The following is a 15,551-nucleotide window of genomic DNA, read 5'->3' as shown; positions in this document are numbered from 1 at the left end:
CACCCTTTTCAAAATACTCAAATCCGACATTGGTTTCACGCGGCTCAGCTGATGGCGTGACGATGGCTTGCGGAATAGCTGCCCGACACATGGTGGTCGAGCTGTCGTTCGATGTCGCCCAACAGCGACGAGGCCCCGAAACGGAAGAGGTCGGGCTGCAACCAGCGGTCGCCCAATTCCTCTTTCATCATGGCCAGATAGACCAGCGCGTCCTTTGCCTTCGATATCCCGCCCGCGGGCTTGTAGCCAACGCGGAAGCCGGTGCGGTCGAAATAGTCGCGGATCGCGCGGATCATCACGAGGGTCACGGGCAGGGTCGCATTGACGCTTTCCTTACCGGTGGAGGTCTTGATGAAGTCAGCGCCCGCCATCATGCAGATCAGCGAGGCACGCGCGACATTGCGCAGGCTGCCCAACTCTCCGGTCGCGAGGATCGCCTTGACATGTGCATCACCACAAGCGGCGCGGAAGGCACGCATTTCATCATAAAGCGCCTGCCAGTCACCTGACAGCACATGGCGGCGCGAAATAACGATGTCGATCTCGGCGGCTCCGGCGGCGACGCTCATCTCGATCTCGCGCAGACGCAGCTCGAACGGGGAGAGACCGGCGGGAAATCCTGTCGAGACGGCAGCAATCGGGATGCCTGTGCCCTGCAGTGCTGCTTTGGCGGGGGCGATCATCTCGTGGTAGACACAGACCGCGCCCACGGTGATCTGCGACATGCCAAGCGCGTCCAGCAGCGCGGGCGCAATCGGTTGACGTGCCTTCGCACAAAGCCGCTCGACACGGCGGGCGGTATCATCCCCTGACAGCGTGGTCAGGTCGATGCAGCTGACGGCGCGGAGCAGCCACGCGGCCTGATACTCTTTCTTCACGGAACGGCGCGCGGGTAAACCCGCGGCGCGGCGCTCCACCGCAGAGGAGTTCACCTGCACGGCGCGCACCCAATCCATATCCAGCGGCATCCCCGGATTGCGGGGTTCCGTCACCTGTGGCAGGTGGCTTTGGGCCAGTTCGGTCGGGTCATATACATGCGTGGACATGGGCGCTTTCCTGTCTGATCAGACAGGCAATGTGCCACGGGGCAACGGCGCAATGCAAGCATCGCGCCCTCACGTCACATCCGCCAGCGGCGTTCAGCTGCCGCGATAGGTTGAATAGCCGAACGGCGATAGCAAAAGCGGCACGTGATAATGCGCATCCGCATCCGAAATGCCAAAGCGGAGGGGGATCTGGTCCAGGAACCGCGGTGCTTCGGGCTCCGCTCCGATGGCATCAAGATAGGCCCCGGCTTCGAACACCAGCTCGTAGGTGCCAGCCGCAAACTGGCCCTTGGGCAAGATCGGCGTGTCAGTGCGACCGTCAGCATTGGTGGTCATCTGCACCAGCTTCATGCGGTTGGCCCCCTCGATCCGGTAAAGCGTGATCTCCAGCCCGCCTGCGGGGCGGCCGCGGGCGGTGTCCAGAACATGCGTCGTCAAATAGCCGTTTGCCATGGGTGAGGTCTTCCTGATCCGTTGGACCCTTACGATAGGCGGGTGTCGGGCTAGGTCAATGGCGGATCTTCAGGCGGCTTTCTGGGCGCGCCAGCGCTGAAAGAGGCGGTGATTCGGGCGATGGTGAAAAATAATTCGCCTACCGAATCGTTTTTGCTTGAGCCGCGAATCATCCTGCGCCTATATGGTACACAACATTCAATCGGAGGTGTTGCCTGCCAGCGACCCATACAATCCGAGTATGTATTCTGGGGGACAGAATTCTTATGATCGGGCAAGTCGCACGTGGTGCGACGATCATTGGGCAGGGGCCGACAGGACTCGTGTTGCATAGCGCAGCAAGAGCGGCCCCTTCCACTCACTTTCCCGCCCGATATGCCCCCCGCATGTGTTTGAGTTTCAGGCCGGCCAGCGCCTTAGAACTTTCGCTATAAGAGAGCAGGGCCACTCGAGCCGATCTGGCAGCCGGCCGACCTTTCGGGAAGGGTTGGCTGGCTGTACATTGCGAAAAATCAGTGCCAGAAAACCGTTGGTTGACGAAAACAACGGCCCGCAGCGCGCGGTTTCCCCGCGCGCAGGCGCTGACCAAAGGACGATCCCATGACACGCTACCCTCGTGATTTTCACGGCTACGGCCCCACACCGCCTGATGCACAATGGCCGGGCGGCGCGCGGATCGCGGTGCAATTCGTGCTGAACTATGAAGAAGGCGGCGAGAACTGTCTGCTTCACGGGGATGCCGCGTCAGAGGCCTTCTTGTCCGAGATCGTCGGGGCCGCCCCTTGGCCGGGGCAACGTCACTGGAATATGGAATCCATCTATGACTACGGCGCGCGGGCGGGCTTTTGGCGGTTGCACCGCCTGTTCACGGGGGCCGATATCCCTGTTACCGTCTATGGCGTCGCCACCGCCTTGGCGCGGTCCCCGCAGCAGGTAGAGGCGATGACCCAGGCCGATTGGGAAATCGCAAGCCACGGGCTGAAATGGATCGACTACAAGGATCACACCGCCGAGGTCGAAAGCGCCGATATGGACGAGGCGATCCGCCTGCACCGCGAGGTCGTCGGCACAGCGCCGCGCGGCTGGTACACGGGGCGCAGCTCTGTGAACACGGTCGCGCTGGCGGCAGAGACGGGGGCCTTCGACTATATCTCGGATACATACGACGATGATCTGCCCTACTGGATGCAGGTGGCAGGGCGCGATCAGTTGATCATCCCCTATACTCTTGATTGCAACGATATGCGCTTTGCCACGCCGCAGGGCTTTAATTCGGGCGATCAGTTCTATGCCTATCTGCGCGATACCTTCGATGCGCTTTATGCCGAAGGCAGCGCCGGGCAGGCCAAGATGATGTCGGTCGGGCTGCATTGCCGTCTGATCGGGCGGCCCGGAAGGATACAGGCGCTGAAACGCTTTATCGACTACATCAAAGGGTTCGAAGGCGTCTGGACGCCGCGCCGGATCGACATCGCAGACCATTGGCGTGTCACCCATCCGCCCCAGCCGCGCCTGCGTCTGGACCAGATGGACCGCGCCAGCTTTGTCGCGAAATTCGGCGGGGTGTTCGAACATTCAGCGTGGATCGCCGAACGCGCCTATGACCTTGAACTGGGGCCCGCGCATAGCTCTGTCGCGGGGATACATAATGCTTTGGCGCGGATGTTCCGGTCGGCGACGCGGGCGGAACGCTTGGGCGTGCTGACCGCGCACCCCGATCTGGCGGGCAAGCTGGCGGCAGCCAAACGGCTGACGGCTGAAAGCACGCAAGAACAAGCCAGCGCCGGGCTGGACGCCTTGACCGATGCCGAGCGTACGCGCTTCGAGACGTTGAACAGCCAATACGTCGCGAAACACGGGTTTCCCTTTATCATCGCGGTGAAGGATCACGACAAGGACGGCATCCTGCGCCAGTTCGAGACCCGCATCGCCAACGCAACCGAAGATGAATTTACCACCGCATGTGCACAGGTCGAACGGATCGCACGGCTGCGTTTAGAGGATATGCTATGACCTATGCCTTCCCCCCCGGCGGTCTGCCGGACCAGACTGTCTCTCCTGAAAGCACGGCTGTGTTCACGGACGCCTACGCAGTGATCCCTGCTTCGGTGCAGCGGGACATCGTGACCAGCCTGCTGCCCGGATGGGTGAACACACGCGCTTGGGTGCTGGCGCGGCCGCTGACAGGATTTGCCGAAACCTTCGCACAATACGCGGTAGAGCTTGCCCCCAAGGGTGGCAGCGACACACCCGAGCCGGACGCGCAGGCGCAAGCGGTCTTGTTCGTGGCCACAGGCCGCGCGCGGTTGACGCTGGACGGGCAGGGGTATGATCTTGTGGCAGGGTCTTACGCCTATATTCCCCCTGCGGCCAAATGGACGCTTTGGAACACCGGCGATACGCCTTGCGGCCTGCACTGGGTGCGCAAGCGCTATGTGCCCGTGGACGGCTTGGATGCGCCAGAGGCATTCGTGACCCATGACGACGCAGTCGCGCCGATTGCCATGCCCGATACCGATGGCGCTTGGGCGACCCAGCGTTTCGCGGACCCAGGCGATCTGCGCCACGACATGCACGTCAATATCGTGACCTTCCAACCGGGCGGGCGCATCCCTTTCGCAGAGACCCATGTGATGGAACACGGGCTTTACGTCATTCAGGGCACGGCGGATTATTTGCTGAACCGCGACTGGGTGCCGGTTGAAGCGGGCGATTTCATGTGGCTGCGCGCTTTCTGTCCGCAGGCCTGTATCGCAACGGGGCAAGAACCCTTCCGCTATCTGCTGTATAAGGATGTGAACCGCCACATGCCGCTGTCGCTATGAGCCCGCGCGAGATCACCGTTCAGCCCCTGACCGCAGATGCCTTCGCCCCTTTCGGTGAAGTGCTGGACGCGTCGGGCGCGCCGGACCGGATCATCAACGCGGGGCTGTGTGGGCGGCACCATGATCTGGCAAAGCTGGATTTCGGGCCCGACGGTCGCGCGGGCATCAGCATCTTTAACGCGCAGGCCCGTAGCCTGCCCTACCAGTTGGACCTGCTTGAACGGCATCCCGAAGGGTCGCAAGCCTTCCTGCCGCTGACGGGCGCGCCGTTTCTTGTGATCGTGGCACCCGACGAGGGCGATACCCCCGGCACACCGCTGGCGTTCTTGACGGCACCGCATCAGGGCGTGAACTTTCACCGCGGGACATGGCACGGCGTGCTTACCCCTTTGGCAGAGCCCGGGCTTTTCGCCGTGGTGGACCGCATCGGCACCAGCCCCAACCTTGACGAATACCCGCTGGACCCGCCTTATGTGATCAAGGGGTAAACCCCGCAGATAATCGGACCGCACAAATAGCGGCCAGTGATCAACAAGGGACATTTGATATGACACGCCACGCCATCGGCACGCCGGAACAACTGCGCGACCCCAATTACATGCCGCCGCTGTATCGCGCTATTCCTCTGGGTGTTCAGCACGTGCTGGCGATGTTCGTGTCCAATGTCACCCCCGCCATCATCATCGCGGGCGCGGCGGGCTTTGGGTTCGGGTCGAACTCGCCCGACTTTCCCGAACTGCTGTACCTGATCCAGATGTCGATGCTGTTTGCTGGTGTCGCGACGCTGCTGCAAACGCTGACTCTGGGGCCTGTCGGGGCAGGGCTGCCGATTGTGCAGGGCACGTCTTTCGCGTTCATCCCCATCATGATCCCTCTGGTGGCGGGCAAGGGTGTGGACGGGCTTGCCGCGCTGTTCGGAGGCGTTGTGATCGGCGGTATGTTCCACGCCTTTCTGGGGCTGTTCATCGGCAAGATCCGATTTGCGCTGCCGCCGCTTGTTACGGGGTTGGTGGTCACGATGATCGGCCTGGCGCTGGTCAAGGTGGGGATCCAATACGCTGCCGGTGGTGTGCCCGCGATTGGCACGCCTGCCTATGGCAGCCTGCTGAACTGGTCGGCCGCGCTGGTGGTGATCTTTGTCACATTGGGGATCAAGTTTTTCACCCGCGGAATGCTGTCGATCTCGGCTGTGCTGATCGGCTTGATCGTGGGGTATATCTATGCGCTGGCCGTGGGGATGCTCAGCTTTGGCGACATCAGCGGGTCGTGGTCACGCTCTGCCGCCTTCGCGCTGCCCAATCCGCTGAAATACGGGTTCGAGTTTTCGGCAGCGGCGATCATCGGCTTTTGTCTGATGGCGTTTATCTCGGCGATTGAAACCGTGGGTGACGTCGCCGGGATCACAAAGGGCGGCGCGGGCCGTGAGGCGACCGACCGCGAAATCCAGGGCGCGACCTATGCCGACGGGATCGGGTCCGCCGTCGCCGGTCTTTTTGGGGGGCTGCCCAACACATCCTTCAGCCAGAACGTCGGCCTGATCGCCATGACAGGCGTGATGAGCCGCCACGTCGTCACCGTCGGCGCGCTGTTCCTGATCCTCTGCGGGCTGGTCCCCAAGGTCGGCGGCGTAATCCGCACCATCCCGATCGAGGTTTTGGGCGGTGGGGTTATCGTGATGTTCGGCATGGTCGTGGCCGCCGGCATGTCGATGTTGTCCGACGTAGACTGGAACCGCCGCAATATGGTGATCTTTGCCATCTCGATCTCGATCGGTCTGGGGCTTCAGCTGGAACCCGGCGCGGTGCAACACCTGCCGGACACGGCCAAAATCCTGCTGACCAGCGGTCTGCTTCCCGCGGCCCTGATTGCTATTGTACTGAACCTGCTTCTGCCCGAAGAACTGGCAGAGGAATCAACCGAGGAAGTCTCGGGCGGGCTGTCGGGCAGTTCTAAGGGTAAACTGCCGCATACACCCAAGACGCTACACTAAGGAGCCACCCCATGTACGATATGGCCGCCATTGGCGCTTGGATCGAGTTTGCCGTTCGCTGGGTGCATGTCATCACGGCCATCGCGTGGATCGGGTCGTCGTTCTACTTTATCGCGCTGGATCTGGGCCTGCACCGCGACCGCAACCTCAAAACCGGCGCGGACGGAGAAGAATGGCAGGTCCACGGCGGCGGGTTCTATCACGTGCAGAAATATCTGGTGGCCCCCGCGCAGATGCCCGACGATCTGATCTGGTTCAAATGGGAAAGCTATTCGACGTGGCTTTCCGGCTTTGCCTTGCTGATCCTGGTCTACTACCTCGGGGCGGAATTCTATCTTGTCGATCCCACTGTCGCAGAACTGGCGAACTGGCAGGCCGTGGGGATTTCCCTTCTGTCGCTTGGCTTTGGTTGGCTGGTCTACGACCAGATCTGCAAAAGCAAATTCGGCGATAACAACACAAGGCTGATGATCGGCCTCTATGTGATCCTTGTGGGGATGGCCTATTTCTATACCTCGGTCTTCTCGGGGCGTGCAGCGTTGCTGCATCTGGGCGCGTTCACCGCGACGATCATGTCGGCGAACGTGTTCTTCATTATCATGCCGAACCAGCGGATCGTGGTGGCCGACCTCAAGGCGGGGCGGGTGCCGGATGCGAAATACGGCAAGATCGCCAAGCAGCGCAGCACACATAACAACTATCTGACCTTGCCGGTCATCTTCCTGATGCTCAGCAACCACTACCCGCTGGCCTTCGCGTCCGAGATGAACTGGCTGATTGCGGCATTGGTGTTTCTGATGGGGGTCACGATCCGCCATTACTTCAACAGCCTGCACGCGCGTCAGGGCAATCCGACGTGGACATGGGCGGTCACCGCGCTGTTGTTCGTCACGATCATGTGGCTGTCGACCGCGCCGATGTTCCGCAGCGTCGAGCCGGAAAAGGCCACCGGCCCCGCACTGCGCTTTGCCCAGGCCGAAGGGTTTGACCGGGTGCATGATATCGTGCGCGGTCGGTGCAGCATGTGTCATGCGGCAGAGCCCGCGTGGGACGGGCTGCTTTGGCCGCCGAAATCCATCCGGCTTGAGACAGAACATCAGATCGCCAGCGCGGCCAGACAGATCTATTTGCAAGCGGGTGTGACCGATGCGATGCCCCCTGCAAACCTGAGCCATATGCAGGCCAGCGAACGCGCCGAGATCGTCGCCTGGTTCAATGCAGCCACACAGGATTAACCTCGCCGACGAGCGTTAACCATCCGTATTCGCGGCTTTCAGAATCGCGCGCCTCTATGCTAGGTCTAGCCGCATGGCGCATCCAAACCCCAATATAAGCGAAAATCGCCCGGTGATCCGGCAGCTCGACGACTCGGCGATTAACCGTATCGCCGCCGGAGAGGTGGTTGAACGCCCTGCCTCTGCGGTCAAGGAACTGGTCGAGAACGCGATCGATGCGGGCGCGCGGCAAATCACGGTCGAATATGCCGATGGTGGCAAGACCCTGATCCGCGTCACCGACGACGGCTGCGGCATCGCCGCGGACGATCTGACGCTGGCGCTGTCCCGGCACGCGACCTCGAAGATTGACGGGACGGACCTGCTGAACATCCACACCTTCGGTTTTCGCGGTGAAGCGCTGCCCTCGCTTGGGGCTGTCGGGCGGCTGACCATTTGCAGCCGTGTTGCCGGACAGGACGGGGCCGAGATTTCGGTCAACGGCGGCGTGACCGGCCCTGTGCGCCCTGCTGCGCTGAATGGTGGCACCGTCGTCACCCTGCGCGATCTCTTCTTTGCCACGCCCGCACGGTTGAAATTCCTGCGCACCGATCGCGCCGAGGCGCAGGCGATCTCTGACATCATCAAGCGGCTGGCGATGGCGGAACCCTTCGTGCGGTTCACCCTGCGCGATGTGTCCGGCGACGGACCGGGCCGCGAGGTGTTTCGCGCCGAGGCCGAACAGGGCGATATGTTCGCCGCGCTGCACGGGCGTTTGGCGCAGGTGCTGGGGCGCGAGTTTGCTGAAAACGCGCTGGCCATCGATGCCGAACGCGAAGGGCTGCACCTGACGGGCTACGCAGCCCTGCCGACCTATTCGCGCGGCTCTGCCGTGACGCAATACCTGTTTGTGAACGGGCGTCCCGTCCGTGACAAGCTGCTGGTGGGGGCGTTGCGGGGCGCTTATTTCGACCTGCTGAGCCGTGACCGCCATCCCGCCGCCGCGTTGTTCGTCGATTGCGATCCCAAGCTTGTGGATGTCAACGTCCACCCGGCCAAATCCGAAGTGCGCTTTCGCGATCCCGGACTGGCACGCGGGTTGATCGTATCGGCGCTGCGCCATGCACTGGCGGATGCGGGGCACCGTGCCTCGACCACCGTGGCGAATGCGACTTTGGGGGCGATGCGCCCCGAACAGCCCGGTGCGCGGGTGTATCAGATGGACCGCCCCTCGCTTGGTGCGCGCAGCGCTGCCTATCAGGCGCAAGCGCCCGAGCCCGGCTTTGCCGAAACCGCCGGCATGTGGGGCCGTGTTGAAACGCCCCCCCAGTACGAGGCTGGCGGTGCTGACTTCCAGACCCACGACACTCAGACCCATGACGCACACAACGCACACACTCCCGCCGCTGAACCCGCGCCGGACTTCCCCCTTGGGACCGCGCGGGGACAGGTGCACGAGAATTATATCATCGCACAGACGGCGACGGGCATGGTCATCGTGGACCAGCACGCAGCGCATGAACGACTGGTCTATGAGAAGCTGAAACGCCAGATGGCCGAAAACGGTGTCGCGGCGCAGGCCTTGCTGATCCCCGAGATCGTGGATCTGTCAGCGTCGGACTGCGCGCGGCTGCTTGAGGTCGCGGAAGACCTCGCGCGGTTTGGACTGGGGATCGAACCCTTTGGCGGCAGTGCCATTGCCGTGCGCGAAACGCCCGCGATCCTTGGCACGGTGGATGCCAAGGCGATGGTGCTGGATATCCTTGATGAGCTCGCCGATCAGAACGAAAGCAACACGTTACAGGCCCGGATCGAGGCGATCCTCAGCCGTGTGGCCTGTCACGGTTCCATCCGCTCGGGCCGCTGGATGCGGGGCGAGGAAATGAACGCGCTGCTGCGCGAGATGGAGGCGACGCCCCATTCCGGCCAGTGCAACCACGGCCGCCCCACCTATGTCGAACTGAAGTTGAGCGATATCGAACGTCTGTTCGGGCGCACATGATCCAGCTTGGCGGTGAAACCTACGCGCTGACAGACCCTGCCATGCTGCTGCTGATTGGCGGCGGGGGCGTGGTCTTGCTGGTGCTGATCCTGTTGGTGATGGCGGTGCGTGCGGCGGGGCGGTCGGCGCGGGTGGCGGCGCCGCTGGCGCGCCAGATGCAGATACTGGGCGGCCATGTGCAACAGCTTGGCATGGGGCAGGAACAACTGCGCGGGGGCTTGCAAACCGTGTCGGATACCCAAGCCAATGCACAAACCCAGATGGTGCAAAGCATCGAGGCCCGCATGGCCCATGTGCAGCAACAAATGCAGGACCGGCTGGCCGAGAACGCGGCCCGCTCTGCTCGGTCCTTGGCCGAGATGCAGGAACGCATGAGCGCGACGCTTCACGGTTCCAGCAAGCAGACGACGACCAGCCTGACCCAGCTACAGGAACGGCTGGCCGCGATTGACAAGGCGCAGGACAATATCACCAAACTGTCGGGCGACGTGTTGTCGCTGCAGGATATCCTGAGCAACAAACAGACCCGTGGCGCATTCGGTGAGATCCAGCTGCACGATATCGTCTCTAAGGCGCTGCCAAGTGACAGTTACACAATGCAGGCGACGCTTTCCAACGGCAGGCGCGCGGATTGCCTGATCCACCTGCCGAACCCGCCCGGCCCGATCGTGATCGACAGTAAATTCCCGCTTGAAGCCTATGAAGCCCTGCGCCGTGCCAAGACGGAATACGAGGTCAAGGATGCTGCCCGCGCCATGCGGGTTGCGGTCAAGTCGCATATTCAGGCGATCACCACGAAGTACATCATCGAGGGCGAGACCGCGGATGGCGCGCTGATGTTCCTGCCCTCGGAAGCGGTCTATGCCGAGCTGCATGCGAACTTCTCTGAACTCGTCCGCGAAGGCTTTGATGCGCGGGTCTGGATCGTATCACCGACCACCTGCATGGCAACGCTGAATACGATGCGCGCGATCCTCAAGGATGCGCGGATGCGGGAACAGGCAGGGGCTATCCGCAAAACGCTCAAGATGCTGCACCGCGATGTCGAGATCGTGGTCGAACGTGTGGGCAAGCTGAACACCCATTTCGGGCAGGCCCGCGCCGACCTTGAAGGTTTGGGCACGGCCGCTGAACGCGCGGGTAAACGCGCGGCAAAACTGGATAATTTCGATTTCGAAGAACTGTCAGAGCAGGATAATCGCGTTGTGCCGCTTTCGCGCCCTGACAAACGGCCCTGACGGGCTATCTAAGCGAGGAGCCACGACAAGGGTGTCACAAAAAGTCGTAGTTAGTGTCTGATTAACTGCAACTCATGTACCGTCCAGCCCGTGTATCACCGAAAGTGCCGATACAAACCTGACAGACTGGAAATTCTCGCCTTATGCCATTTGAAGCCATCGACCCGCCACAGAACCACTCTTTGGCAGGCCACCGAAAGATTGCCGTCATCGGCGCGGGTATTTCCGGCATGGGGGCGGCGCATATGCTGGGCGACGACCATCAGGTGACCTTGTTCGAAAGCTGCCCCCGTCTGGGGGGGCACGCGCGCACGAAGATGGCGGGCAAGAACGGCGACCAGCCTGTAGATACGGGCTTTATCGTGTTCAACTACGCCAATTATCCCAACCTCGCCGCGCTGTTCAAAGAGCTCGACGTGCCGGTGATCAAATCCAACATGAGCTTCGGGGCCTCCATCGATGGGGGGCGGTTGGAATACGGGCTGATGACGCTGGATTCGATTTTCGCGCAGCGGCGCAATGCGCTGAATCCGAAATTCCTGCGTATGTTGACCGATATCGTGCGGTTCAACAGCACGGCGACCAAGCTGGCGCAAGACCGTACGCTGACCATCGCGGGGTTCTTGGACAAGCTGGGTGCGGGTGAATATTTTCGAAAATACTACCTGACGCCGTTGTCGGGCGCGATCTGGTCGACGCCGGTGGACAAGATCATGGATTTTCCCGCCTATTCCATGATCGACTTCTTCGAGAACCACGCCTTGCTAAGCCACACAGGGCAGCACCAGTGGTATACGGTTAAGGGCGGGTCGCAGGAATATGTGAACCGTCTGGGGGCATCGCTGACAGCCAAGGGCGTCGACATTCGCCTTGGCACGCCGGTGCAATCCGTCCGTCGCACGCCCTTGGGCGCAGAGGTGAAAACCCATGGCGCGGAATGGGAAGCGTTTGACGAGGTCGTCTTTGCGAGCCATTCGGATGACGCACTTGCCCTTCTGGCCGACCCAAGCACGGCAGAGCGTGCGGCCTTGGGCGCGGTGAAATACCAGCCCAACGACGTGGTGCTACATGCCGATGCCTCTGTTATGCCCAAGCTGCGCAAGACCTGGGCCTCGTGGATCTATGCCGAGGATAAGGGGCAGAAGTCCGACCGGATCGACCTGACCTACTGGATGAACTCGCTGCAACCGATCCCGATGGATGACCCGCATTTTGTGACGCTCAATACCAAGCGCCCGATCCGCGAAGAGCTGATCTATGATCAGGTCACCCTGCGCCATCCGGTCTATGATCTGGGCGCGCTGGCCGCACAAGAGCAGGTGCGCGCCTTCAACGGCACGCAGAATACCTGGTTCTGCGGCGCCTGGATGAAGCATGGCTTCCACGAGGACGGGCTGTCTAGCGCGGTTGACGTTGTGCAGGGGCTGCGGGCCAAGGCAAAGGTCGCATTGGCCGCAGAATGAGCGCCGGCGTCGATCATATCCGTGGTGTGACCTATCATGGGCGCAAGGGGGCGGTCGAAAACAGCTTTCGCTATTCGGTCGATTACGTGGTTCTGGATGCAGAGGCATCGCTGCAAACACCAGCGTTGTTCGGGCGCAACCGCGGGGCCGTGACATCGCTGTGGGACGAAGACCACGGCGGAGCCAAAGGCGCGGGTCGCGGGGCCGCGTGGGTGCGGGATGTTCTGGCACAGCACGAAGTCACGGGTGTCGCGCGGATAGAGCTGATGGCGCAACCGCGCGTGTTGGGGCATGTGTTCAACCCTGTCAGCTTTTGGCTGTGCCACCGCGCGGACGAGGCGCTGATCGCCGTGATATCAGAGGTATCGAATACCTTCGGTGACCGGCACAGCTATCTATGCCACCACGATGACCTGCGCCCGATCACGGCCACAGATCATCTGCACGCGACCAAGATTTTCCACGTATCGCCATTTCAGCCGGTCGAAGGGGGATACAGTTTTCGCTTTGATATCCGCGCCGAACGTATTGGTGTCTGGATCGATTATACCCAGTCCGAAGGGGGCTTGGTCGCCACCCTGACGGGCCGTCGTGGCCCTCTCACGAACCGGGCAATCCTGTGGTCGCTGCTGCGGCGTCCTTTCGGGGCGCGGCGGGTGTTGGCCTTGATCCACTGGCAAGCACTAAAGTTGTGGTGGAAAGGCGGCGGCTATCGCCCGCGTCCTGAACCGCCAGTGAAAGACGTGTCGGGCACGTGACCCGTTCGGCACATCAACTGCCTGCCTATGCGCTGTTTGCGTCGCTTCTGGCGGCGGCGGGGCTGCCGATTTATATTCACGCGCCCAAGTTCTTTGTTGATGAATACGGGGTGTCTCTCGGGGCTTTGGGCACGGTGCTTTTTGCGCTGCGCCTGTTGGATGTGGTGCAGGACCCGCTGCTGGGGCGGCTATCGCAAGCCTTGCGCCACAGGCGTAGCACGGCGGTCGCCGTCGGTGTCGCCCTGATGGCTGTATCGATGTTTGCCCTGTTTGCAGTGCCGCCCTTGCTGCCGCCGCTGATGTGGTTCGCGCTGACACTGACGGGGGTGTTTTCGGCGTTCAGCTTTCTGACGATCTGCTTTTACGCGCAAGGGGTCGCCAAAGCCGCGCAGTTGCCCGGACGCGGACATCTGGTGCTGGCGCGCTGGCGCGAGACGGGGGCGTTGCTGGGTGTCTGCGCGGCCTCGGTACTGCCTGTGATGCTGGGGCTGGTGATGGGGGCCCCGTTTACAGGGTTTGCCATCGGCTTTGCCGCGCTTGGTCTGGGCAGCGTTTTTGCCATGCGGGGCGAATGGCACGGCGGGGATATCGCGGGGCCGACGGGGATCGTCGTGGTGTTGCGCGATCCGATTGCCCGTCGGTTGCTGCTGATCGCGCTGTTCAATGCGGCGCCTGTCGCGGTCACATCTACGTTATTTCTGTTCTACGTCGAAAGTGTGCTGCGCGCCCCGGGGTGGGCGGGGGCGCTGCTGTTGCTCTTCTTTCTTTCGGCTGCGGTGGCCGCCCCGCTATGGGGCAAGCTGGCAGAGCGTTTCAGCCCCAAACCCGTCCTGCTGTCCGCAATGGGCTTGGCGATCCTTGTGTTTGCAGGGACTTTGCTGCTGGGGGCGGGGGATGTGGCGTGGTTCGTGCTGGTCTGCATCGCCTCTGGCGCGGTGCTGGGGGCCGACCTGACACTGCTGCCCGCGATGTTCTCCGCGCGGATGGCGGTGGTCGCCCCGCAGGCCGCCGAGGGGTTCGGGCTGTGGTCGCTGGTGTCGAAATTCGCCCTTGCCTTCGCGGCGATAACGCTACTTCCCACCCTGCAGGCGTCCGGCTTTGACAGCGGTACGACGGGCAATGGACCGGTGGCAATCTCGACGCTCATATGGCTCTATGCGGGCGTGCCTTGCGGGCTCAAGCTGTTGGCCATCGGTTTTCTGGCCGCCACGCCGATGCAAAAGGATGATGAAGAATGATGGACATGTTGCAGTTTGCTCTGGGGGCCGCAGTGGTGGCCGCAATCTGGCTGGCGCGGCGGCGGATCACCGATTTCCCTGCGCAAAAGCCGTCGGATTATGCGGATGACTACACTGTCTTTGACATGAGGAAACATCTGGACGGGGCGATGGTCTGCGAAGGCGTAATCTTTGGCCCCGCGGGGCGGGTCACCAGCAGTTTCGTGGCAGATTTCAACGTGACATGGGACGGCGACACCGCATGTATCGAAGAACATTTCGTCTATGACGACAACACGACCCAAGACCGCACATGGACGATCACATTGGGCGAGACGGGGCATTTCACCGCCACCGCCCCGGACGTCAAGGGCACGGCCAAGGGCCGCAACGTCGGTGCGACGGTGCAGTCGAAATACACCATCAGGCTGCCCGATGACGTGGGCGGGCACCTGCTGAATACCGTGGACTGGATGTATCTGACCGGCGATGGCACGATCATCAACCGCAGTCAGTTCCGAAAATTTGGGGTGAAGGTGGCCGAATTGGTCGCCACCATCCGCAGAAAGGACGCAGCATGACCGAATGGACAGGAAAACGCTATTGGCTGATCGGGGCGAGCGCCGGACTGGGCGAAGCGCTGGCACATAAGCTGGGCCGACTAGGGGCCGAGGTCATCGTCTCTGCCCGGTCCGAAGGCAAGCTGGCGGCGCTGGTCGATGAACTGCCCGTTTCCGCCAGCTACCAGACCATCGACGTGCAGGATATCGGCAGCATCCGCGCCGCGGTCAAAGCCGTCGGGCCGGTGGATGGCGTTGTCTATCTGGCGGGGGCCTATTGGCCCTTTGGGGCCAAGGAGTGGGAACCGGAGCATGCGACCACAATGATCGATGTGAACCTCACCGGGCTGGTGCGCGTGATGGGCGAAGTGGTGCCCGATATGGTCAAGCGCGACGCAGGCCACATCGTGATCACCTCTAGCCTGACGGCTTATCGCGGGCTGCCAAAGTCTATTGGCTATACGGCGTCCAAGGCGGGCACCTTGTCCTTGGCGGAATGTATGCACGCCGACCTGCGCAAGACCGGCGTGAAAGTTCAGGTGATCAACCCTGGTTTCATCCGCACGCAGCTGACCGACAAGAACGACTTCAAGATGCCCTTTTTGATGGAGCCCGAGGCCGCCGCGCAGCAAGTGGTCGAGCATATGAGCGGCAGCAGCTTTAAGAAAAGCTTCCCCTTCGGGTTCTCGCTTTTCTTCCGGCTGGCGCAGTTCCTGCCCGACGGCATCTACTACCGTCTATTCGGGTGAGTTGACCGGGCGCGTGATCCGCCCGATCTGATCGCG

14 protein-coding genes are annotated in these 15,551 nt (G+C 61.9%); 12 read left to right on the top strand and 2 right to left on the bottom strand.

Translation table 11 applies throughout. The annotated features are described in order from the left end of the window. Window positions 1–44 precede the first annotated feature (44 nt). Both deoC and uraH read right to left on the bottom strand, forming a co-directional pair. A complete protein-coding gene (deoC, locus tag ABM428_RS00375) occupies window positions 45–1,046 on the bottom strand; it encodes a deoxyribose-phosphate aldolase (RefSeq protein WP_005850232.1) in 1,002 nt (333 codons plus the stop codon). Between the two features lie 93 nt (window positions 1,047–1,139). Beyond that, on the bottom strand, window positions 1,140–1,499 hold the full coding sequence (uraH, locus tag ABM428_RS00370) for a hydroxyisourate hydrolase (RefSeq protein ID WP_005850231.1): 360 nt from the start codon (window positions 1,497–1,499) through the stop codon (window positions 1,140–1,142). Between the two features lie 600 nt (window positions 1,500–2,099). Between uraH and puuE the strand changes: the two genes are divergently transcribed. The 12 genes from puuE to ABM428_RS00310 all read left to right on the top strand — a co-directional run bounded on the left by puuE (window position 2,100) and on the right by ABM428_RS00310 (window position 15,515). Beyond that, window positions 2,100–3,512, top strand: coding sequence for an allantoinase PuuE (gene puuE / locus ABM428_RS00365; RefSeq protein WP_132997882.1), 1,413 nt, complete (start codon window positions 2,100–2,102; stop codon window positions 3,510–3,512). Next, on the top strand, window positions 3,509–4,324 hold the full coding sequence (locus ABM428_RS00360) for a bifunctional allantoicase/(S)-ureidoglycine aminohydrolase (protein ID WP_132997883.1): 816 nt from the start codon (window positions 3,509–3,511) through the stop codon (window positions 4,322–4,324). Before puuE ends, ABM428_RS00360 begins: the two co-directional genes overlap by 4 nt. Further along, on the top strand, window positions 4,321–4,812 hold the full coding sequence (locus ABM428_RS00355; RefSeq protein ID WP_132997884.1) for an ureidoglycolate lyase: 492 nt from the start codon (window positions 4,321–4,323) through the stop codon (window positions 4,810–4,812). The genes ABM428_RS00360 and ABM428_RS00355 overlap by 4 nt, the downstream gene beginning before the upstream one ends. A 59-nt stretch (window positions 4,813–4,871) precedes the next feature. After that, window positions 4,872–6,314 (top strand): uracil-xanthine permease family protein, encoded by a 1,443-nt coding sequence (locus ABM428_RS00350; protein ID WP_005850223.1) that lies wholly within the window; start codon window positions 4,872–4,874, stop codon window positions 6,312–6,314. Between the two features lie 11 nt (window positions 6,315–6,325). Beyond that, window positions 6,326–7,549, top strand: a complete 1,224-nt coding sequence (locus tag ABM428_RS00345; protein ID WP_132997885.1) for a urate hydroxylase PuuD — start codon at window positions 6,326–6,328, stop codon at window positions 7,547–7,549. Between the two features lie 73 nt (window positions 7,550–7,622). Beyond that, complete coding sequence (gene mutL, locus ABM428_RS00340) at window positions 7,623–9,530, top strand: DNA mismatch repair endonuclease MutL (RefSeq protein WP_353628050.1); 1,908 nt, start codon at window positions 7,623–7,625, stop codon at window positions 9,528–9,530. Next, window positions 9,527–10,768: a DNA recombination protein RmuC gene (locus tag ABM428_RS00335; protein WP_353628049.1), complete on the top strand. Its 1,242-nt coding sequence runs from the start codon at window positions 9,527–9,529 to the stop codon at window positions 10,766–10,768. Before mutL ends, ABM428_RS00335 begins: the two co-directional genes overlap by 4 nt. 143 nt (window positions 10,769–10,911) lie before the next feature. Then, window positions 10,912–12,231 carry an NAD(P)/FAD-dependent oxidoreductase gene (locus tag ABM428_RS00330; RefSeq protein WP_132997887.1) on the top strand — a complete coding sequence of 440 codons (1,320 nt, stop codon included), beginning with the start codon at window positions 10,912–10,914 and terminating at the stop codon, window positions 12,229–12,231. Continuing rightward, window positions 12,228–12,989, top strand: coding sequence for a DUF1365 domain-containing protein (locus tag ABM428_RS00325; RefSeq protein ID WP_132997888.1), 762 nt, complete (start codon window positions 12,228–12,230; stop codon window positions 12,987–12,989). Before ABM428_RS00330 ends, ABM428_RS00325 begins: the two co-directional genes overlap by 4 nt. Beyond that, window positions 12,986–14,227 (top strand): MFS transporter, encoded by a 1,242-nt coding sequence (locus ABM428_RS00320; RefSeq protein WP_132997889.1) that lies wholly within the window; start codon window positions 12,986–12,988, stop codon window positions 14,225–14,227. Before ABM428_RS00325 ends, ABM428_RS00320 begins: the two co-directional genes overlap by 4 nt. Beyond that, window positions 14,224–14,787 (top strand): DUF3833 family protein, encoded by a 564-nt coding sequence (locus tag ABM428_RS00315; RefSeq protein WP_064217046.1) that lies wholly within the window; start codon window positions 14,224–14,226, stop codon window positions 14,785–14,787. The genes ABM428_RS00320 and ABM428_RS00315 overlap by 4 nt, the downstream gene beginning before the upstream one ends. Then, the gene (locus ABM428_RS00310; protein WP_064217047.1) at window positions 14,784–15,515 is read left to right on the top strand and encodes an SDR family oxidoreductase; all 732 of its coding nucleotides are present in this window, start codon (window positions 14,784–14,786) and stop codon (window positions 15,513–15,515) included. Before ABM428_RS00315 ends, ABM428_RS00310 begins: the two co-directional genes overlap by 4 nt. Window positions 15,516–15,551: the final 36 nt, after the last annotated feature.

The sequence above is a fragment of the Sulfitobacter sp. TCYB15 genome, from assembly GCF_040435955.1.
GTDB lineage: Bacteria > Pseudomonadota > Alphaproteobacteria > Rhodobacterales > Rhodobacteraceae > Sulfitobacter > Sulfitobacter pontiacus.
Note: the sequence above shows the minus strand (reverse complement) of the source record. Positions and strands in the feature narration are given on the sequence as shown.